This is a genomic window from Mesobacillus subterraneus, assembly GCF_000934845.1.
GTDB classification, from domain to species: domain Bacteria; phylum Bacillota; class Bacilli; order Bacillales; family Cytobacillaceae; genus Mesobacillus; species Mesobacillus stamsii.
The window spans coordinates 1-20,692 of the sequence record NZ_JXIQ01000004.1; the positions used below are offsets into that span (position 1 = coordinate 1).

Genomic DNA, 20,692 nt, shown 5'->3' on the forward strand with positions numbered 1-20,692 from the left:
TAATTAGTGCAACACTAGTGATATTAACAAAGAGTATATTATTAATCAAGCATTTTTTATAAAATATAAAAAATTATTAATAAATAGAATAGTAAGATTAATTGGACGAGTTATTTCAAATATCTATATTTCATAGTTGAATTGAATTAGCATTTATTATTTTATAATCTGATTATCCATTTAGCTCAGTTTCCTTTTTTCATACGAACGAATGTTTGGTATACTGAAATCAAATATTGGTTAAGGAGTGATTTAGATGGCTAAAAAGGAATCTATGAATTTGATACAGTTTCAAAAAGCATTTCAAACGGAAGATGCGTGCCATCAGCATTTATACAAGATGAAGTGGTCTGATGGATTCCGTTGCCCAAAGTGGTCAGCACGATCGGGCTTATGAAATCAAAACCCGTAAACTTCCTTTGTATGAGTGTACGAATTGCCACCATCAAACAACGGTCACTGTAGGTACTGTGTTGGAGAAAACTCGCACAGACCTTGTAAAATGGTTTTGGGCGATTTACCTCATCGCTCATGACAAGCGTGGGGTTTCTGCAACGTTCCTTACTGATGAACTTGGCGTTGCCTATCAAACCGCTTGGACGATCCAACATAAGGTCCGTAAAGCAATGGGAGAGCGTGATAGCATGTATACCCTAGCTGGCATTGTAGAGCTAGATGATGCTTTTTTCGGAGCGCCCACAGAAGGCGGCAAGCGCGGGCGCGGTACGGATCAAACCCCCGTCCTTGTTGCTCTCTCGCTTGATAAGAAAGGTCATCCTAAATATCTTAAGATGCAAGTGATTCCTGACGTTAAAGGTGTTACACTTGTTACCTTTGCACAAAAGTTCATCGAGTCTGGATCAACCATTACAAGTGATAAGTACCGATCTTATAAAGCTTTGGCGAAAGAAGGGTTTAATCATGAAGCCAAACTCTTTAATCCAGTGGATAACCCAGATCATCTAAAGTGGCTTCATACGGTCATCTCCAATGCTAAAGCCTTTATTGGCGGGACCTATCATGGGTTGGATTCCAAACATTTGCAAGCATACCTGGATGAATTCTGTTATCGATTCAACCGTCGAGCAATAAAAAACGAACTGTTTAACCGATTGGCTCAATGTTGTGTATCATCAACCACTGGACCTATACTGAGCTAGTTGGATAATCAGATAATCTATTATTACATAGGGATAGAACTTTAAATAAAGGAAGTGTACTCCAATGAAAGAAAGTACGAAGACGGTTGTATTCCAGGCAGGAAAAGAAGAATATGCTATTCCGATTCTTTTCGTTATCTCGATTGAAAAAATGGAAGGGATGACTGCGATCCCGCATATGCCTGACTATGTTACTGGCATCACAAAGGTAAGAGGGGATTTGATTCCAGTCGTAGATTTGGAAAAAGTCCTCTATAACCGGGATATTCAGGCAGATGACAAGACAAGACTGATCGTAGTGGAGACTTCTGACATCTCGCTCGGTATCCTGGTCAAGGATGCGAAGGAAATCCTTGAGATACCTCAGGAAAACTTAAAACAACCAGGTCTAATCGCATATCAAAATACTAAATTCATTACAGGTATAGCCAATGTGGAAAAACGGTTGATTATGGTCATTGATCCGGACACGCTAATCCAGTCGCTTGAGGGAATCAAAGAGATTAAGGACTATATGAAGAGTCAAAAACAGGAAATACCGTACTAGTTAGTGTTAGGAAACAAGCTGATCCTTCGGTGGTCAGCTTGTTTTGGCTTTATAGCTTAAAGCTGGAGAATGATTTTCTTAGATCCTCGGCCATGCTGGACAATTTACTGGATGATTCCAACAGTTCCTGCATGGTTGCATTTTGTTCCTCTGTGGTAGCTGCTACCTGCTCGAGGAATTGTGCAGACTTTGAAGATGCGGTAATGACCTCTGTCGCAGATAGCGCCATGAATTCAATCTTTTCATTCGCACTCATGACAGCTCTGCTGACAGTGTCTCCCTTCACGCTTACTTCTTCGATCGATTGAGCTATTTCAGTGAATAGGGCTGCCACTTTCCCGACAAGTTCATTGCCTTTCTGTACAGTAACCTGGCTTTCATCCATGACATTTACTGCCTGGTTCGTTTCTTTTCCAGTTTGTTCAAGAATTGCGCGGATGCTTTCTGCCGCTCCGGCTGATTGTTCAGCAAGTTTGCGCACTTCCTGGGCGACAACTCCGAAGCCTTTCCCATGCTCTCCGGCTCGTGCCGCTTCAATTGCTGCATTCAATGCCAATAAATTTGTCTGGTTAGATATATTAGTGATGATTTCAATGATTCGATGGATTTCCTGAGAATTATTCTTCAGGGAATGAATCACTTTGGCTAATTTCGTAACCTTTCCATTTATTTCGTCCATCTGTTCTGTCACATTGTAAGCATACAATTTACCCTGCTCTATTTTTTGCTTCGTATCTGAAGTGGTTTGCAATGTTTCGTTCATCGATCCTGTAACCTGAATTAATTGGGCAGAAACATTTTCGACAGCTTCATTGGTGCGTTCGGAAATCTTCACCTGCTCATCTGAGGCAGATGCAACTTGCATGATCGATGTCGTGATTTCATTGTTTGCTTCTGTGGTGGATTCTGCATTTGCCTTTAGATTTCGCGACATTTCATTAACCTGATTAGATGACGTAAGAATGCTGGAAATCGATGTTCTAAGGTTTCCGGATAATTGGTTCATTGCCTGGATAATCTGACCGACTTCATCCCTGCTCTTTGCCTGCAACGCTTTTATATTCAGTTCCCCGGCTGCGAGTTTTTTGCAGTAAGCAACCACATCCTTAAGGTTTTTACTGATGCTGCGGGAGACAAAGTACATTGCCACAGAAGAGATGATAAAGGCGATGATGATAAGGATGAAAGTATTACGGATCATGGAAGCAATTGAAGAATGGGTTTCATTCATGATTTTGCTCCTGTCATCCAGAATGGTCGTCTGCAACTGGTTTAATTTTTCGATATTCATATCCCTGATGGTTTCAGCTTTGTTCGCAAGACTGATTTGGGTGAAAATATCAACCTGTTCTCCGTTTTGCTTAAATTCATCCACAGTCTTTAAAATCTCATCAGACCAGATTTTGTCCATATGCTTATCTGTTATGACGATTGCCTCGAATAGGGTTTGAGCTTCTTCCGTTTTCACATTTGCTTTCAGTTTTTTAGCTGAAGCATCAAACTGTTCTGCGTCTTTTTTATATAGTGTAAGAAGTTCAGATTTTGGTTCAGTTATGTAGTCAGTAATGATGATGTATTTCTGGCGAAAAGTGGCCCCCATTTCACTAATCATGATCGCGTAATCACTTTTCTCCTCTGCCAGGTCGATCGCATCTTGAAGATTGCTCAAAACACTGGAAAGATAAATAAAACTGCCCAGGAAAATGACCATGATAAATGCGAAAACGTTTGCATACTTTCTGCCAATGGACCAATACTGCATAAAAATTCCCCCGTCAATGTAATATCTGTTTGTTGATTTTATCGGATTCCACAGCGGAATTTTTAACCTTTTCTATGTTTTCTTCACATAAAATTCAAATTTGTCTTTTAAACTTCAATTAAGTATAAGAACGGTTTTTTTGTTAAACTAGAAGGGAACGTATATTTGGGAAGTGGCTGACATGAAAGAAATGTATCCAAAAAAGGGCAGAGTCATTTTACATGTTGATATGAATAGCTTTTATGCATCCGTTGAAATGGCCTATGATTCGGAACTCAAGGGAAAACCACTTGCCATTGCAGGAAACCCTAAGGAACGTCGAGGAATCATTGTTACTTGCAGCTATGAAGCGAGGAAGTTAGGCGTCAGAACGACCATGCCGTTATGGGAAGCAAAAAAGCTTTGCCCTGAGTTAATCATAAAATCACCGAATTTTGACAGATACCGGACAGCATCTGCGGCTATGTTCGATATTCTGCGCCAATATACCGAACTAGTGGAACCTGTTTCCATTGATGAAGGGTATATGGATATTACGGATTGTGCTGATATCGGGGCACCATTGGAGATAGCTGAGAGTATTCAGAAACGGATTCTCGAGCAGCTGGATTTGCCATGTAGCATTGGAATTGCTCCTAATAAATTCCTGGCGAAAACAGCTTCCGATATGAAAAAACCATTGGGAATCACAATTTTAAGAAAGCGGGATATCCCAAGGATCCTATGGCCGCTCGGAGCCGGTGAGATGCATGGAGTAGGAACGAAAACCGCGGATAAACTAAAAAGTATCGGCATTCTATCTATTGGTGACCTGGCCAAAGCTAATGATATTCAATTGAAAGCCCTGTTAGGGATTAATGGCCTGAAGCTAAAAGAAAGAGCAAACGGTCAGGACAATAGAATGGTGGATCCCGAATCGGTCTATGACTTCAAGAGTATCGGCAATTCGACAACCTTGCCGAGAGATCTTTCGAATCAGCATGAACTCATGAAGGTGCTTGACCGCTTATCAGAGCAGGTAGCTGCCAGGATGAAGAGAAAGGAAGCTGTCGCAACCACGATTAGCATCATGATCCGGTTTAAAGATAGAAAAACGATTACAAGAAGCCAAAAGCTTCAGAACCCGGTGTCGAAGAAGGACGAAATTGCTACTGTGGCCAAAGCTTTATTTTTAAAACACTGGAACGGGGATCCTGTTCGCTTGCTCGGAATCACGGGAACAGACTTGTTAGAAGCGGATCGGGCTGTAAAGCAGCTCGACTTGTTTTCCTATGAACAGGATGCAAAAAAGGAACCTTTGCTACATACGATGAACCTGCTACGTGAAAAATACGGCAAAAAGATCATCGAAAGTGCGGGATTGCAGAGGAAGAAGCATTCTTCAAGAGAAAACGCTGGAGCTGGGACAAGCTTTAATAAGGATTTCCTTCAGGACCGCAAAGGAAAGGACGATTTCGAGAAAAAAGACTTTTAAAGTTGTTTAGCTTCGTAAACCTAATTGTTTGCACCCTCTTGGATTCATTGTTACATTAATTTATAGTTTAAAAAAAAACGTTATGCAAAAGGAAGGAAGTTGGAATGATGTCAAAACAGCAAATCGGGGTCATTGGCCTCGCGGTTATGGGGAAAAACCTTGCGATGAATATTGAAAGCCGAGGTTATTCTGTTTCTGTCTATAACCGTTCTAGAGAAAAGACGGATGAAATGCTCGCCGAAACGGAAGGCAAAAATATTTACGGAACATTTTCAATCGAAGAATTTGTCCATTCTCTTGAAAAACCACGAAAAATCTTGCTGATGGTTAAAGCCGGTGCTGCGACCGACGCGACAATCGAGCAATTGAAGCCGCATCTTGAAAAGGGCGATATCATCATTGACGGCGGCAATACATATTTTGCCGATACACAGCGTCGGAACAAGGAGCTGAGCGAGCTTGGCCTTCACTTTATCGGCACCGGTGTATCTGGAGGAGAGGAAGGTGCCCTTCACGGACCATCGATCATGCCTGGAGGGCAAAAGGAGGCGTATGAACTGGTTGCTCCGATCTTCCAGGATATTGCCGCTAAGGTCAATGGGGACGCTTGTACGACCTATATTGGTCCGGATGGAGCGGGTCATTATGTAAAAATGGTCCACAATGGAATCGAGTATGGCGACATGCAGTTGATTGCAGAATCTTATTTCATTCTGAAGCATGTTCTTGGCTTGGGTGCGGAAGAACTGCATGAAGTATTTGCAGAATGGAACAACGGGGAGCTTGACAGTTATTTAATCGAAATTACAGCAGATATTTTCACAAAGAAGGACGATGAAACTGGCAAAGCGCTGGTCGACGTGATCCTTGATACCGCTGGCCAAAAAGGAACCGGAAAATGGACAAGCCAGAGTGCTCTGGATCTTGGAGTTCCGCTGCCGATTATTACAGAGTCCGTTTTCGCGCGGTTTATTTCGGCAATGAAGCAAGAGCGAACTGAGGCTAGCAAGGTACTTACCGGACCAGAAGCGAAACCATTTGATGGCGACAAAAAGGAATTCATTGAATCGATTCGAAAGGCTCTGTATTTAAGCAAAATTTGCTCTTATGCTCAGGGTTTCGCGCAGATGAGAGCAGCTTCTGAGGAATATGACTGGAACCTGAACTACGGAGAAATCGCTATGATTTTTCGAGGAGGCTGCATTATTAGAGCCCAGTTCCTCCAAAAAATCAAGGAAGCTTATGACCGTGACCCAGGTTTGAAAAATTTGCTGCTTGATCCATATTTCAAGGAAATTACAGAAAGCTATCAACAGTCATTGCGAGAAATCATCTCTGCTGCTGTTCTCAACGGAATTCCTGTGCCTAGCTTATCAGCTGCCCTTTCCTACTTTGACAGCTACCGGACAGAAACACTGCCGGCCAACCTGATTCAAGCACAGCGCGATTACTTCGGAGCTCACACCTATCAGCGCATCGACAAAGAAGGAATCTTCCACACGGAGTGGATGGAATAAGACACTGTAACAGCGGATCTTGTATCCGCTGTTTTTTTATAAGAAAGTATAAATTTCTTTGAAAATTGTCCAGCTTCAGCTCCAGCACCTTGCCCCTCGAGACGCTTCGATCCTGCCAAATGAAGTCAAAGATGTATTGAGATAAAAAATGGAAACAGTTTTACTTATTGCTCGCATAAGGGTATCTCTCGGCAAGAAAGATGCCCTTATGGAGGTGAAAATGCTCGCATAAGGGTATCTTTCGGCATGAAAGATGCCCTTATAGAAGTAAAAATGCTCGCATAAGGATATCTTTCGGCATGAAAGGTGCCCTTGTGGAGGTGGAAATGCTCGCATAAGGGTATCTTTCGTTTCGGCATTTGGATGCAGTTTAGTTTAGATATTAGTTCCAGTTTTTTCTTTTGTATAAAGAATAGTGTCATCCGTTCCAATCAACAGCACGTTAATCAGCCAAACCCAAAAAAGGACCGGGCGGTTTTCGCCCGGTTTTTTCTTAACTAGCAATTATCCACGTCAATTTCAGTGACTGGCCACCAGAAGAATCCGTCATTTTTGAGCAGTTTGTCCGCTGCCTCAGGACCCATCGAGCCTGATTCATAGTTCGGGAAGGAATGTTCATTTGTGTTTTCCCATACTGCAGAAATGTTATCGACGAAACTCCAGGATAGCGCGACTTCATCCCAATGAGTGAAGTTTGTTGCATCCCCGCGCAATGAATCATACAGCAGCTTCTCATATGCTTCTGGAGTATTCAATCCATCGATCCCTTTATTAGCATAATTCAATTTGACAGGGGTAGCTTCTGTACCTTGACCAGATTTCTTCGCGTTTAAGTGAAGCGTAATTCCTTCTTCTGGCTGGATATGGATCACCAGCAGATTTGGATTTACCGTCTGTTCTCGCTGGTAATATAAATCCATTGGGATATCTTTGAATTGAATGACAATTTTTGTTGATTTAGCTTTCATTCTTTTTCCTGTTCGGATATAAAACGGTACTCCAGCCCAGCGAAAGTTATCAATCATCAGCTTGCCTGCGACAAATGTCTCGGTATTAGAGTCAGGGTCAACCATTTCCTCCTGACGGTATGCTGGAACCTCTTTTTCATTCATCGATCCCTGTCCGTATTGGCCACGGACGAAATAGTCGTTTACTTCCTCGCCGATAATCGGGCGAAGTGCACGGAACACTCTTACTTTTTCAGAACGTATTTCATCCGTTGTCAATTTGATAGGCGGTTCCATCGCCAGCAAAGACACCATCTGAAGCATATGGTTCTGGACCATGTCCCGGAGTGCTCCGCTCTTTTCATAATAGCGGCCGCGTTCTTCCACACCAAGTGTTTCACTGGAAGTTACCTGGATGTTAGAAATGTAGCGGTTATTCCAAAGCGGTTCAAACATTGCGTTTGCAAAGCGGATGACTTCGATATTTTGCACCATCTCTTTACCGAGGTAATGGTCGATCCTGTAGATCTCATCCTCAGAAAAAGCGGTCCGGATCTGCTTATTTAACACTTTGGCGGATTCAAGGTCATGGCCAAATGGCTTTTCAATGACGAGCCTCTTAAATCCTGTGACATTCGTTAGCTTATCTTTCTTTAAATGCTCAGCAATTGTTCCAAAAAATTCTGGTGCCATTGCCAGGTAGAATATTCTATTGCCATCAAGCCGGTAATTTTCGTCAAGCTCCTCTGCCAGCTTGCCAAGTGCGATATAGGAACTTGAGTCAGTCACATCATGGGAGTGATAATAAAATTTAGAAACGAACTCATCAAGATTCGCTGCAGCCTCGCCATGTTCTGTTACAGACTCTTTTACCCTCAGCTGAAATTCTTCATTTGTCAGGGAACGGCGGGCAACGCCAACGACTGCGAACTTGTCCAGTTGCCCTTTTGCATATAAATTGTATAGGGAAGGGAACAGTTTTCGGTTTGCCAGGTCTCCTGTAGCCCCGAAGATCATGATTAAAGCGGTTGGTTTTTCGTTGTGTGCCACAATATAGAACCTCTCTTCTATTTAGAAATATGTAAAGGCTCCTTCCCGTTTCCGTTTTTTTCACCGGAAAATGGAAAGCAACAATCTCTGTGAATAAAAATCACTTTACAAATACAAAATTTTATCCGTTTCGATAACAATTAGCAACTTTTTTGGCCTGAAGTTAGTTTCTGCAATTTGTATCGAACTATCCTATTCTCCCTTTCAGCAACATTCTGTTTAGATAGAATCTGTTTCATATGATATATTGAAAAGAAAAGCGGGAACGCTTGTATACAAAAGGTCAGGAGGATATTAGGCATGGATGTTTTTTTTCTGGGGACAGGTGCGGGTGTTCCCGCAAAATTAAGGAATGTTACATCAATTGCCCTGAAATTGCTCGAGGAGCGGGGTGCTATCTGGCTGTTCGACTGTGGGGAAGCAACCCAGCATCAGATATTACATACAAGCATAAAGCCGCGCAGAATTGAAAAAATTTTCATCACCCATCTGCACGGCGATCATATTTATGGTTTACCCGGTTTGCTGTCCAGCCGTTCGTTCCAGGGCGGGAATTCATTGGTTACTGTTTATGGACCGCCGGGGATCAAAGAATATATTGAAATATCCTTGAAAATTAGCAAAACGTATTTGAAGTATCCGATGGAGATTGTCGAGCTGGAAGAAGGAATCATATTCGAGGATGAACAGTTTATTGTGGAGGCAAGACTTTTAGAACATGGAATTCCTTCATACGGTTATAGAATCATTGAAAAGGACCGGCCGGGTACACTCCTTGCAGATAAGCTTCAAGCTGCAGGGGTAAAGCCTGGCCCTGATTACAGGAAAATCAAGAATGGGGAAGAAGTCATATTGGACAACGGTACGATGATTGACCCTACGGAATTTGTCGGACCGCCGCAAAAAGGCCGGATTATCTCTATTTTAGGAGACACAAGAAAATGCAAAAATGCTCAGCTACTTGCTGAGAAGGCTGATTTGCTTATCCATGAGTCCACTTTTTCAGCAGGTGAAGAGGCGATCGCGCATGAGTATTTCCATTCGACTACATTGCAGGCAGCCGAAACAGCCTTGCATGCTGGAGCGAAAAAGCTGTGCCTTACCCATATTAGTTCAAGATATGACCGTAATGACTGGCAGCAGCTCGAAGCGGAAGCCAAAACAATTTTTCCCAACACTGTCCTATCAGAGGACTTTATGGAAGTCCTGATTCCATATGATCATGACGAATAAAGGGGTGTGACGATTGAAAACAATCTATCTTGTACGTCAGCTAGTGCTGCTGGACAGCGAGTGAAAACACACTTCTGAATCGAATAATTAGGATTTTATTTTAAAAGGTTGCTGACCAACAGGGAGAAAAAATAGCCTAATCTTTAAAATCAGGAGAAAATCCTGGTTTTTTTATTGACATTCAAACGGTGGTTTGAATATGATATATTCAAATGATGATTTGAATGAGGTGGATGATAAATTGAAGGAGCAGGATGTCTGTCAGGTTAACTGTGTCCACGAAGATAAGGTTGAAGCGGTTGCTGGTAAGTTAAAGGAAAAAAATACAGCGGATGCCGCAAAAATTTTCAAAGCCTTATCCGATGAAACGCGAATAAAGATCGCCTATTCGCTTTTTGTGGGGGATGAACTTTGTGTGTGTGACGTGGCCGGAATCGTTAAGGCTTCAACCGCGACTGCATCCCACCATCTCCGTACGCTGAAAGTTCTCGGTCTTGCCAAATATCGCAAGGAAGGGAAGCTTGTTTATTACTCTCTGGTGGATGACCATGTGAAGCAAATAATTCAAATGGCCTTTGAACACCAAAAGGAGATGGAGTTTAATGACTGAAGCAGTTCAGACTGGAGAAAAAACAATATACCGGGTACAGGGCTTCACCTGAGCAAGCTGTGCTGGAAAGTTCGAACAGAACGTAAAGCACCTGGATGGTGTTTTTGATGCAAAGGTTAATTTTGGCGCTTCTAAGATAACAGTGTACGGCAATACCTCGATGGAAGAACTGGAGCGGGCTGGTGCGTTCGAAAACCTGAGACTTTTCCCTGATAACGCCGAGGCTCCTGTTGGGAAAAAGAAGCCATTTTGGCAGGAAAACGCGAATTTGCTGCTCAGCGGGGCAATGATTATTGTAGCGTCGCTGTACGACGAAAAATCAGTGACTGCAATTCTATTGTTCCTGGGCGCCATTTTTATTGGCGGCTATACACTTTTTAAAAGTGGGATAAAGAATCTGTTAAGACTTGACTTTGACATGAGGGCTCTGATGACCGTCGCCATTATCGGCGCTGCGATTATTGGTGAATGGAGCGAAGGTGCTGTCGTTGTCATTTTGTTTGCGATCAGCGAGGTTCTTGAGCGATATTCGATGGATAAGGCAAGAGCGTCGATTCGTTCGTTAATGGATATCGCTCCAAAAGAAGCACTGGTACGCCGCAACGGCAGGGAATTTACCATCCATGTAAAAGAGATAGAGGTCGGCGATATCATGATTGTCAAGCCTGGTGAAAAGATTGCCATGGACGGAGACGTCACAGCGGGCAGCTCGGCTGTAAATCAGTCGGCAATCACCGGTGAGTCTGTACCCGCTGAGAAAAATGTGGGCAATGAAGTCTTCGCTGGGTCGATTAATGGGGAGGGATTGATGGAGGTTAAAGTAACCAAGTTAGTCGAGGATAGTACCATCGCTAAAATCATCCATCTTGTCGAGGAAGCTCAGGCAGAAAAGGCACCTTCACAAGCCTTCGTAGATCGATTCGCTAAGTACTACACACCGATTATCATCCTGGTTGCCTTTTTGGTAGCGATTGTACCTCCGCTTTTGTTCAATGGCGACTGGAATGAATGGATTTATCAGGGATTAGCAGTCCTTGTTGTCGGCTGCCCTTGCGCACTCGTGATTTCAACGCCGGTATCCATCGTGACCGCAATCGGCAATGCAGCCAAAAATGGTGTACTCGTTAAAGGTGGTGTCCATCTGGAAGAGATGGGCATGCTTAAAGCAGTGGCTTTTGATAAAACTGGGACGCTGACTAAGGGTGTCCCGGAAGTGACCGATTTTGTGCTGCTGGCTGGCACAGATGAAAGAAAACTTCTTGCTAAGGTTGCCGCATTGGAAAATAAGTCACAGCACCCGTTAGCTGCTGCGATTGTCCGCAAAGCAGAAACGGTTGGAGTGCCGTTCAGGCAGAAACAGATCGAAGCGTTCGCATCGGTAACTGGAAAAGGTTTAAAGGGAGCAGTCGATGGGGCTACTTTCCATATCGGAAGCCCTGCCTACCTTAATGAAATAGTGGATGGTGGTATTCCATCTTCCGCTTCAGATAAAATTGCTGCTTTGCAGGCAGAAGGAAAAACAGTGATGGTTGTTGGAGCAGATGCCAACTTGCTTGCCTTGATTGCCGTCGCGGACGAAGTAAGAGAATCGAGCAGGGAAGTCGTTGCCCGTCTTCATGAACTTGGGGTTGAAAAAACGATTATGCTGACAGGGGACAATAGAGGGACAGCACAGGCAATTGGCAGCCTGGCGGGTGTGTCAGATATTCAATCTGATTTGCTGCCTGAGGAAAAACTGGCATTCATTAAGTCTTTGCAGAAAGATCATGGAAAAGTCGCAATGGTCGGCGATGGAATAAACGATGCGCCTGCACTTGCTGCGGCCACTGTTGGTATCGCGATGGGCGGGGCGGGGACCGATACAGCACTCGAAACGGCTGATATTGCGTTGATGGCCGATGACTTGAAAAAGCTCCCCTTTACGATCAAACTAAGCCGGAAGACACTGGCGATCATTAAGCAGAACATCGCATTCTCGATCGGTGTGAAATTGCTCGCGCTCTTGCTGGTCATCCCAGGCTGGCTTACCTTGTGGATCGCGATTTTCGCTGACATGGGTGCAACCCTGATTGTAACACTCAACGGATTGAGACTTTTAAGGGTTAAAGATAAATAGAGAAAAGATCACACGCAAAGGCTGCTCTGTTCTTACGAAAAAGGCTGGGAATAATAGAAAAAAGAGGCTGTTAATAATGTCAGCCTCTCTTTCTATTGCTTTGTTAAAATATCCACCCTCGTTCATATTGCTTAGGTGATTTAATGCTTGTTCCGAGTTCTTTCGCTGCCGTTCTTGGCCAGTATGGATCACGCAGCAGTTCTCGTGCAAGGAAAATTAAGTCTGCACGGTCATTTTGGAGGATTTCTTCCGCCTGGATACCGGTTGTGATCAATCCGACAGCTCCGGTAGCAATATTTGCTCCATGTCTGATTTTTTCAGAAAACTTGACTTGATAGCCTGGATAGGCGTTAATTCTTGCCGGCACAACAGCACCAGAGCTGACATCAATTAAATCAACTCCAAGTTCTTTCAGCGATGCACCAATTTCTACGTAATCATCGGCAGTCAAGCCATCTTCATGGTAATCGCATGCAGAAACGCGGACAAACAGAGGTCCTTCCCAAACGGTTTTTACTTCTTCAAGAACTTCCTTTAGGAAGCGGAAACGGTTCTCTTTCGTACCACCGTAATGGTCTAACCGTTTGTTCGTGAGTGGCGAAAGGAACTGGTTGATCAAATACCCGTGTGCAGCATGAATTTCGATTACATCGAAGCCAGCACGCTTAGCCCTTTCTGCGGCATTTCTGAATGCCTCGACGGTTTCCTTGATTTCTTCCACCGTCATTGCCTTTGGTTCCTTATAATTTTCATCGAAAGCGATCGCTGATGGGGCGATGATTTCATCACGCAATGCTGCTTTTCGGCCGGCATGTGCCAGTTGGATACCAACTTTGGCGCCGTATTGCTTGATTAGCTCAGTCAGTTTTGCCAGTCCGGAAACATGCTCATCGCTCCAAATTCCCAAATCCTGATGAGATATCCTGCCCTGTGGTGTAACCGCGGTTGCCTCAAGGATGACCAGACCCACTTGACCGACTGCCCGGCTTACATAGTGTGTCGTATGAAAGTCAGTGACCATCCCGTCTTCCTTTTCACAAGAGTACATGCACATTGGTGCCATGACGATCCTATTTTTTAAGGTCAACTCTTTCAGTGTATACGGTGAAAATAATTTCTTTTCCAATCCAGAAGCCTCCTTTATTTCGCTATCCAAAATATATTTTCAGTATAACAGGGCTTGAAGAGGAAGGGAAAAGTTGTACTCACTTAAAGGTGTTTTTTCCAATCGTTGTGAAATAGGATACCAGTTTTCCATTCTAAATATGGCGGTTTGCGGCTGTCATTTCGTTTCCCAGCAAATGGCCAAGTCTTTTTGATTGGGCGGTAGCTTCCTTTATGCAAGATACTATAGCCGTTTGAACCCCATGCTGCTCGAGAACATTGATGCCTGCTTCCGTCGTACCACCTGGGCTCGTTACCTCCAAGCGCAGTTGTGCAGGCTCCTTATCCGATTGTGTCAGCATTTCCGCTGCACCGAGCAGTGTCTGGATAATCAGCTGCTTTGCTGTTTGTTTTTCGAGACCGATTTCCGCGGCGCTTTTTTCCATCGCCTCCACAAGATAATAAATATAAGCTGGCCCACTGCCAGATAATCCCGTGACGGCATCGAGTTGATCTTCCTCCACGATTGTCGTCTGGCCAACTGTGTTAAAAAGTTCTTGTACCAGCGTCTTTTGGGACTTACTTACATGGGAATTCACGGCTATAGCAGTTGCCGATTTCCCAACCGCAGCCGAGGTGTTCGGCATTGCCCTGACCACGGCAAGGGATTTTTCCGCTGCTATTTCAATGGCATTAATCGATACGCCAGCGAGGACGGAGATAACCAGCATTCCTTCTGTCAAGTAGTGTTTGATTTCCTCCATCGCGATGGAGGCGTCCTTTGGCTTCATCGCCAGGACGACGGCATCTACATCCTTAAAAAGGATGTCGCAATCATATGTTGCCTGTATTCCATATTTCTGTTCCAATGTTTTCAATCTGTCTGTATCCTGTTTATTTGTGACCCATATTTGTTCTGCCGGAAGAAGCCCGCTTGCTCCTATCCCGGAAATCATTGCTTCTGCCATCGATCCTGCTCCTACAAAAACAAGCTTCTTCATCAGATTCGCCTCCATAGTTTTCGTTTTTTTAGATAAATACAAAAAGGCCTTCATCCGTAAAAGGACGAAAGGCCATGCTTCCGTGGTACCACCTTCATTCACTTCTTTGGCATTTGCCGAAGAAGTGCAGCTCAATAGCCGTTAACGCCGGAATACGTCCAGGTTTTCCTGGCAGCTCGCAAGGTAGGCTTCAACAGGAAGAGGGCCGCGGAGCCTTACAGCCGGTGGGCTCCACTCTCTAACACCATTCCTGTCTACTCGTCTTGCTCAATTGCTTTTAATTAAATACGAAATTTTAATAGTAATTATGCAAGAAAGACTACCCTTATGTCAAGCGAAAAAAATTAGTTTTTAGTTTTTTCTGAAAATGAGAGGTGGAATTAATGACATTTCTCCACTTTACAGGTAAACTTAACTTTATATTGGGAAAATACTAGAATCAATAAAGATAAGTGCTTTTTTAAACAATTCATTACTTTACCTTATAGAAAAATAATGTTTTTGGGGTGTATAGAGATTATGGTTGAATGGAAAGATGGAATTGCTAAATTGACTTTGCCAACGCCTTTTTCGGTTGGTGATGTGAATGCCTATTTAATAAAAGGGGACAGGTTGACACTTGTGGACGCGGGTACAAAAACGAAAGAGTCCTGGGAGTCGTTCCAATCTCAACTGTCCGATTTAAGATTGAAGCCGGAGGATGTGGAGCAGGTGATCCTGACTCATGATCATCCGGATCATGTTGGGATGCTGGACTACCTTTCACCCGACCTTGAAGTATATGGTCATCACCTGAATGAAAGATGGATCAACAGAACTTCGGATTTCGAGAAGGAACATAAGGAATTCTACGAAAAAATTTTTATGCAGTCAGCCATACCAGAGCAATATTTTGTTCCTTCAATGAAAGGAATGAAAAAGGCATTAGTATTTTCATGCAATCGCTCATTAACAGGGACTATTTTAGAAAATGACGTCCCGCCGGCGCTGCCAGGATGGAAGGTGATTGAAACACCGGGCCATGCTCAGAGTCATATCGTGCTTTTGCGTGAAAAAGATGGCACAATGATCGCAGGGGATACGATCCTTGCTGGAATCTCGCCCAATCCATTGCTTGAACCACCGCTGCCAGGAGAACTGGAAAGGCCGAGATCTCTGGTTCAATATAATACAACCTTAAAAAAACTGCAGCAGTACCGGGTAGGGCTGGTATACACAGGCCATGGAACGGAGATCATGGAATTGCATCGTCTGATTGACAAGAGGCTCGCCCGCCAGCATGACCGTGCCATGCAAGTCAGAGGAATGCTCGAAGGCAGGGAACTCACCGTTTTTGAGATCTGCAAATTGCTTTTCCCGACGGTATATGAACGTGAACTGAACCTGACGATTTCGGAAACCGTCGGACAGCTTGATTATTTACAATCCTTGGACGCGATTTCAGTCAGAGAAGAAGGGGATTTCTTCGTTTATACAGCAAAATGAGGTGAAACTGATGCCATCTTTAAAAGGAAAAAACATTATCATTACCGGTGCGTCGGGAGGAATAGGGGCTGAGATTGCCAGACTTTGCGCTGCGCGCGGAGCGAACCTTGTCCTTTTGGCCCGGAGTATTGACAAGCTGGAAATATTAAAAAAAGAATTGCAATCGAAGTACGCCATCAATATCCATGCACGGCAGCTGGATGTTTCAGACCCAGAAGCAGTCAAGAAAGTTTTTTTTGAGGTGCTTTCGGACATTCGCTATGCCGATATATTGGTCAATAATGCTGGATTCGGCATTTTTGATTTTGCCCATGAAGTGAAAACGGAGGAAATTAAGTCGATGTTCGATGTCAATGTTATTGGCTTGATTGCCTGTACATCAATGGTTCTTCCGGGCATGAAACAGCGTGGCAGCGGACATATCATCAACATCGCTTCCCAGGCAGGCAAAATTGCTACGCCGAAATCAAGTGTTTACTCGGCAACAAAGCATGCGGTGCTTGGCTACACGAACAGTCTTCGCATGGAGGTTGCTGATGACCATATTTTTGTCACTTCTGTTAATCCGGGACCGATTGCAACCAACTTCTTTACTATTGCGGATAAGCAGGGAACGTATGTGAAAAGTGTCAAACGATTCATGCTGAAGCCGGAATATGTCGCAAAGCAGGTAGTCGACCGGATGATGACTAAGACAAGGGAAATCAATCTGCCGCGCTGGATGAGCGCAGGCAGTATATTTTACACCTTGTTCCCCCGGACTTTTGAATTATTTGGCAAAAACTTCTTCAATAAAAAATAAACTTCCAGACCGCCATCCATTTTGGCGGTTTTTTAACTAGGAACACAGGCTTTCGCACACTCCAGTCTTGGTATTATTCCCTAGTTTCTCCTTAATTAAGTCAGTCACCCGGAAAATTTCCATTGAAATCGAACGCATATTCGCTTAATATAATGGGTAGAATGATACGGAACAAATGTTCTTTTTCTGCAAAGGGGAGGGAAGACATGGTAGATTACAGCGAAATGCCGCAAAACAAAATTTTATGTGTGGATATCAAGAGCTTCTATGCCAGCTGTTCCGCCGTGATGCTCGGCCTTGATCCTCTTGAATGTTACCTGGCTGTCGTCGGGAATCTCGATCGTCCCGGAAGTGTCGTCCTGGCAGCTTCCCCTCGTTTGAAAAAGGAGTTTGGCATCAAGACTGGATCGCGAAAGTTTGAAATTCCTGATGATCCGCGAATAGTCGTCGTTGATCCGCAAATGTCAACATACCTGCGAATCTCCACTGAAATCTCCCGTGTATTTAATCGCTATGTCCCAAAGGATGCAATTCATACTTACAGTGTGGACGAAAGCTTCCTGAAAGTGGATGGGGTCTCTAAGCTTTGGGGTGATGCTGCTTCGATCGCCAAAAAAATCAAAGATGATATCGAGCGCGAGTTCCAGCTTCCGTGCGCGGTCGGGATTGGCCCGAACATGCTGATGTCGAAGCTGTGCCTGGACCTTGAGGCAAAGCGCAAAGGGATTGCCGAATGGACATATAATGATGTTCAGACAAAGCTGTGGAATGTGTCTCCGCTGAGAGAGATGTGGGGAATTGGCCGTCGTGTCGAAAAAACGCTGAACAGCATGGGGATTTTCACAGTCGGCCAGCTTGCCCGTTATGACCTTGAAGTCCTCGAGAAGAAATTTGGCATTATGGGAAACCAGATGTACTGGCATGCATGGGGAATTGATTTTTCCAATATCGGTGCCCCAATTATGGAAGGGCAGATTAGCTTTGGAAAAAGCCAAATTCTGCTTCGGGACTACAAAGAAAGAGAAGAAGTCAACCATGTCATCCTTGAAATGTGTGAAGAAGTCGCACGCAGAGCCAGAAGCCATGGGAAGGCAGGCCGAACAATCAGCTTAGGGATCGGCTATAGCCAGGATGAATTTGGCGGCGGCTTCCAGCGGTCAAGGACGATAGGAGAGCCCACCAATATTACGATGGACGTGTATCGTGTCTGTCTTGATCTTTTCGCCGAGAACTACGCTGGAAAAACGGTGCGGAGCATTTCAATCTCGATTGGGAATCTCGTTACGGACAGTGAGTTTCAACTCGATCTTTTCGAGTTGAACGGATGGAAAAAGAAAGAACTCGGCTATGCAATGGATCGAATTCGTAGCCGTTACGGTTCCACGGCTCTCCTAAGGGCGGTTTCCTATACGGCAGCCGGAACAGCAAGGCATCGGGCCGCACTTGTAGGTGGGCATAAGGGTTAATATTTTAAAGGAGGAGAAAAGTTGATTCGTGACCGCGGAAGAATCAAGTGGACATCTATGATGCTTCCTGAACATGTAAAAATGCTCCGTGACTGGGCACAGGAAGATCAATACGAAAAAGAGAAACAACTGGATGAACAGCAGCTTGAGCAATTGAATGAAACAATCCTTGAGGCGATGGAGTACAACAGGCTCGTCAGCATTTCTTATTTCCGCCACAGCAAGTATGAATTGGTGATCGGGAAAGTCCATTACTGGAACGAGCTTGGGGAGAAACTCCATATTATCGATCGGTTTGAGGAAATTCATCTTATTGAAATCTCAGCAATTGCGGATGTCAGGCTTGCAGTCGAATGGTAGCCATTGTCCGCAACAAAAAGGGACAATGGCTATCATTCCCCAGAATGGATTATTCCGTGTCTTCCGCTTGCGGCGCGCGCACGGACGACTCAAATTTCCCTTTATGGGAAGCGTCGCAAAACGGCATATTTTTGCTCATACCACAGCGGCAAAGCGAGAACACGGGCTTTGTCTCATACTTATTGCCGGCTCCATCCAGCAGCTCTACATCGCCGGAAATCCGTAAAGATCCATTATCATTGACCTTAATTGTAACTTTTGACAAAAAAAGCACTCCTTTCAGGTTGTCAGAATTATCTTTGATAGTAAAAGTTAAATAGGAAAATTGCAAGACATTTTCACATAGAGCTGGGAACGTAAAAAAGGGATCTGTATGGTAAAATGAAATCTCGGAAAGGAAGTGCAATCGTGAAATTGAAAATCACCGAAGCAGCATCAAATAAACTGAGTGAACAAATCGCAGGCAAACAAGGTTATGTGAAATTGAAATACGATATAGACGGCTGCGGTTGTGCAGTGAATGGTGTGGCTGCTCTCTGGTTTGAAAGGGAAAAAGAAGCGGAAGAGCACTCAATAGAAACAGGAAATATCTCCATTTATATCGAAAAAGCGAAGGAAGTATTTTTTGCTGAGGAAATGACGCTGGACTTTCATAAGACCAACGGATGCTTCCAATTGAAAAGCCCGAATGAGTATCTAAATCCAAGAATGAGTTTTTATGATAAAACAAACGTTTACAAAAAATGATAATTGAATGCAGAAGGAAAAGAAATCGATCGCCAGGAGAAAAGGGGTAAAGGGCGGCTCCAGGTACCCTTTTCTAATAGCATGCTGTCCGCAGCAGCAATATCATCACCGTTAAAACACGTATTCCTCAAGAAATTCATCGACTACTTTTTCGTATTGCTCCTGATTTTGGCTGTATGATTGGGCGTGAAGGCCGTTTTCAGCCATGAACAGCTTCTTTGGTCCTTTTTTCTGTTTAAACAGAGCCTCGGTCATGGATGGCAGAATGAAATCGTCCATGCGGCTGTGGATAAACAGGATCGGATTCTTAATATTTTCGATAACTGCAATCGGAGATACCTCACTTAAGGAATATTTATCGCGAATACGGATAAACAGATTGGCTACCGGAAGCAAAAGTTTTGGCGGGAATAGTTTGACTTCTTCCTTGATTCGATAAGCGAGCTGTTCGCTGAAGTCGGAAAACGGGCAATCCGCAATATAGAAATCAGCACCATCCTCAAGCATCCCTGCGTACAGAAGCAAGGTCGCAGCGCCCATGGATTCCCCATGGATGCCAAGCAGGAGATCCGAACCTTTTTCTTTTCTTAGCCAATGTACCACCGATTGAAGATCGAATTTTTCATAATATCCATAGCTTGTTGTTTTCCCACCGGATTCCCCGTGGCGGCGATGGTCGTAAATAACCGCATTAAAGCCCCTGTTCAGAAAGAGATTCATATATTTTATAGAATTCATTTTGCTCTGGGTCACACCGTGGGAAATTATAATATAATGATTCGTGTCATGGGGTTCTACCAGGATAGCCTTCACCTCATAGCCAAAGGATGAAGGGATGGTCACTTCCGTTTTTGGAAGGGACTCATACTCGCCAGGAATCAGATGGCCAGCCTCCGCTTCCTGGTGAACAATTTCCTCCTCCTCCCTCCTTTTTAAAAACATGACTTTATTTGAAATGAATATGCCAAAGGAGGCAAATATCAGTAAAAGTGAAAATAAAACACGAAACGCCTTTTTCAAGCTAATCCCTCCGAAAACTAAAGTTCCCTATCTATTTTACCATGAAAAATGAAACTTCAAAAAAGCTTAAAATAACTGCTTCCAAAATCTCTCCCTTTTTGGGAAGTGAGAGCATTCGTTATCCTCTCCTCTTAAGATACCTTTATTGTAAATAGAATATTTTTAAAAATGCAAGAATAAATAAAATTTTGATAAAATAAAAGGGATTTTTTGAAAAGCAATAGAAGTAAATATATAGAAGTAAGGAAAGTGCGGTGCGAACATAATCAAAGACCTGCGGTAGTATGTCAA

17 protein-coding genes and 1 pseudogene are annotated in these 20,692 nt (G+C 43.7%); 12 read left to right on the plus strand and 6 right to left on the minus strand.

The window, feature by feature from the left end:
- Positions 1-256: 256 nt before the first annotated feature.
- Positions 257-1,160, plus strand: a pseudogene (locus UB32_RS00630) (IS1595 family transposase).
- Positions 1,161-1,224: 64 nt separating this feature from the next.
- Positions 1,225-1,707: a chemotaxis protein CheW gene (locus UB32_RS00635; protein ID WP_044390360.1), complete on the plus strand. Its 483-nt coding sequence runs from the start codon at positions 1,225-1,227 to the stop codon at positions 1,705-1,707.
- Between the two features lie 49 nt (positions 1,708-1,756).
- Here UB32_RS00635 and UB32_RS00640 read toward each other — a convergent pair whose 3' ends face one another.
- Positions 1,757-3,469 carry a methyl-accepting chemotaxis protein gene (locus UB32_RS00640; protein ID WP_044390362.1) on the minus strand — a complete coding sequence of 571 codons (1,713 nt, stop codon included), beginning with the start codon at positions 3,467-3,469 and terminating at the stop codon, positions 1,757-1,759.
- 181 nt (positions 3,470-3,650) lie between these two features.
- On the opposite strand from UB32_RS00640, the gene UB32_RS00645 reads away from it, so the two are divergent.
- Together UB32_RS00645 and gndA are read left to right on the plus strand one after the other, a co-directional pair.
- Entirely contained in the window at positions 3,651-4,943 is a 1,293-nt protein-coding gene (locus UB32_RS00645) for a DNA polymerase IV (RefSeq protein ID WP_044390363.1), read from the plus strand.
- A 107-nt stretch (positions 4,944-5,050) separates the two neighbouring features.
- On the plus strand, positions 5,051-6,460 hold the full coding sequence (gene gndA / locus UB32_RS00650; protein ID WP_044390365.1) for an NADP-dependent phosphogluconate dehydrogenase: 1,410 nt from the start codon (positions 5,051-5,053) through the stop codon (positions 6,458-6,460).
- A 497-nt stretch (positions 6,461-6,957) separates the two neighbouring features.
- Here gndA and zwf read toward each other — a convergent pair whose 3' ends face one another.
- A complete protein-coding gene (gene zwf, locus UB32_RS00655; RefSeq protein ID WP_128721455.1) occupies positions 6,958-8,457 on the minus strand; it encodes a glucose-6-phosphate dehydrogenase in 1,500 nt (499 codons plus the stop codon).
- Between the two features lie 300 nt (positions 8,458-8,757).
- Between zwf and rnz the strand changes: the two genes are divergently transcribed.
- From rnz to UB32_RS00670, 3 genes are all read left to right on the plus strand, one after another.
- Positions 8,758-9,690 (plus strand): ribonuclease Z, encoded by a 933-nt coding sequence (gene rnz, locus UB32_RS00660; RefSeq protein WP_044390367.1) that lies wholly within the window; start codon positions 8,758-8,760, stop codon positions 9,688-9,690.
- A gap of 241 nt (positions 9,691-9,931) precedes the next feature.
- On the plus strand, positions 9,932-10,300 hold the full coding sequence (locus tag UB32_RS00665; RefSeq protein ID WP_044390385.1) for an ArsR/SmtB family transcription factor: 369 nt from the start codon (positions 9,932-9,934) through the stop codon (positions 10,298-10,300).
- The gene (locus UB32_RS00670; protein ID WP_084221670.1) at positions 10,293-12,416 is read left to right on the plus strand and encodes a heavy metal translocating P-type ATPase; all 2,124 of its coding nucleotides are present in this window, start codon (positions 10,293-10,295) and stop codon (positions 12,414-12,416) included. Before UB32_RS00665 ends, UB32_RS00670 begins: the two co-directional genes overlap by 8 nt.
- A 103-nt stretch (positions 12,417-12,519) precedes the next feature.
- Here UB32_RS00670 and namA read toward each other — a convergent pair whose 3' ends face one another.
- Both namA and proC read right to left on the minus strand, forming a co-directional pair.
- Positions 12,520-13,542 carry an NADPH dehydrogenase NamA gene (namA, locus tag UB32_RS00675; RefSeq protein WP_044390369.1) on the minus strand — a complete coding sequence of 341 codons (1,023 nt, stop codon included), beginning with the start codon at positions 13,540-13,542 and terminating at the stop codon, positions 12,520-12,522.
- 133 nt (positions 13,543-13,675) lie between these two features.
- The gene (gene proC / locus UB32_RS00680) at positions 13,676-14,521 is read right to left on the minus strand and encodes a pyrroline-5-carboxylate reductase (RefSeq protein ID WP_044390387.1); all 846 of its coding nucleotides are present in this window, start codon (positions 14,519-14,521) and stop codon (positions 13,676-13,678) included.
- A gap of 519 nt (positions 14,522-15,040) precedes the next feature.
- Here proC and UB32_RS00685 point away from each other — a divergent pair.
- From UB32_RS00685 to UB32_RS00700, 4 genes are all read left to right on the plus strand, one after another.
- On the plus strand, positions 15,041-16,006 hold the full coding sequence (locus UB32_RS00685; protein ID WP_044390370.1) for an MBL fold metallo-hydrolase: 966 nt from the start codon (positions 15,041-15,043) through the stop codon (positions 16,004-16,006).
- Positions 16,007-16,016: 10 nt separating this feature from the next.
- The gene (locus UB32_RS00690) at positions 16,017-16,808 is read left to right on the plus strand and encodes an SDR family NAD(P)-dependent oxidoreductase (RefSeq protein ID WP_044390372.1); all 792 of its coding nucleotides are present in this window, start codon (positions 16,017-16,019) and stop codon (positions 16,806-16,808) included.
- A 206-nt stretch (positions 16,809-17,014) separates the two neighbouring features.
- Positions 17,015-18,274, plus strand: coding sequence for a DNA polymerase thumb domain-containing protein (locus UB32_RS00695; protein WP_044390374.1), 1,260 nt, complete (start codon positions 17,015-17,017; stop codon positions 18,272-18,274).
- Positions 18,275-18,295: 21 nt separating this feature from the next.
- Complete coding sequence (locus UB32_RS00700; RefSeq protein ID WP_044390376.1) at positions 18,296-18,634, plus strand: YolD-like family protein; 339 nt, start codon at positions 18,296-18,298, stop codon at positions 18,632-18,634.
- A gap of 49 nt (positions 18,635-18,683) precedes the next feature.
- On the opposite strand, the gene UB32_RS00705 is transcribed toward UB32_RS00700, so the two are convergent.
- Positions 18,684-18,908 (minus strand): CDGSH iron-sulfur domain-containing protein, encoded by a 225-nt coding sequence (locus UB32_RS00705; protein WP_431305953.1) that lies wholly within the window; start codon positions 18,906-18,908, stop codon positions 18,684-18,686.
- Positions 18,909-19,042: 134 nt separating this feature from the next.
- Between UB32_RS00705 and UB32_RS00710 the strand changes: the two genes are divergently transcribed.
- A complete protein-coding gene (locus UB32_RS00710; protein WP_044390379.1) occupies positions 19,043-19,381 on the plus strand; it encodes an iron-sulfur cluster biosynthesis family protein in 339 nt (112 codons plus the stop codon).
- A 111-nt stretch (positions 19,382-19,492) separates the two neighbouring features.
- On the opposite strand, the gene UB32_RS00715 is transcribed toward UB32_RS00710, so the two are convergent.
- Positions 19,493-20,401: an alpha/beta hydrolase gene (locus tag UB32_RS00715; RefSeq protein WP_044390381.1), complete on the minus strand. Its 909-nt coding sequence runs from the start codon at positions 20,399-20,401 to the stop codon at positions 19,493-19,495.
- Positions 20,402-20,692: the final 291 nt, after the last annotated feature.

Excerpts from the sequence above, each read along its gene's own strand:
- UB32_RS00635 (WP_044390360.1), top strand. The coding sequence starts at position 1,225 with ATGAAAGAAAGTACGAAGACGGTTGTATTCCAGGCAGGAAAAGAAGAA.
- UB32_RS00640 (WP_044390362.1), bottom strand. The coding sequence starts at position 3,469 with ATGCAGTATTGGTCCATTGGCAGAAAGTATGCAAACGTTTTCGCATTT.
- UB32_RS00645 (WP_044390363.1), top strand. The coding sequence starts at position 3,651 with ATGAAAGAAATGTATCCAAAAAAGGGCAGAGTCATTTTACATGTTGAT.
- gndA (WP_044390365.1), top strand. The coding sequence starts at position 5,051 with ATGTCAAAACAGCAAATCGGGGTCATTGGCCTCGCGGTTATGGGGAAA.
- rnz (WP_044390367.1), top strand. The coding sequence starts at position 8,758 with ATGGATGTTTTTTTTCTGGGGACAGGTGCGGGTGTTCCCGCAAAATTA.
- proC (WP_044390387.1), bottom strand. The coding sequence starts at position 14,521 with ATGAAGAAGCTTGTTTTTGTAGGAGCAGGATCGATGGCAGAAGCAATG.
- UB32_RS00685 (WP_044390370.1), top strand. The coding sequence starts at position 15,041 with ATGGTTGAATGGAAAGATGGAATTGCTAAATTGACTTTGCCAACGCCT.
- UB32_RS00690 (WP_044390372.1), top strand. The coding sequence starts at position 16,017 with ATGCCATCTTTAAAAGGAAAAAACATTATCATTACCGGTGCGTCGGGA.
- UB32_RS00695 (WP_044390374.1), top strand. The coding sequence starts at position 17,015 with ATGGTAGATTACAGCGAAATGCCGCAAAACAAAATTTTATGTGTGGAT.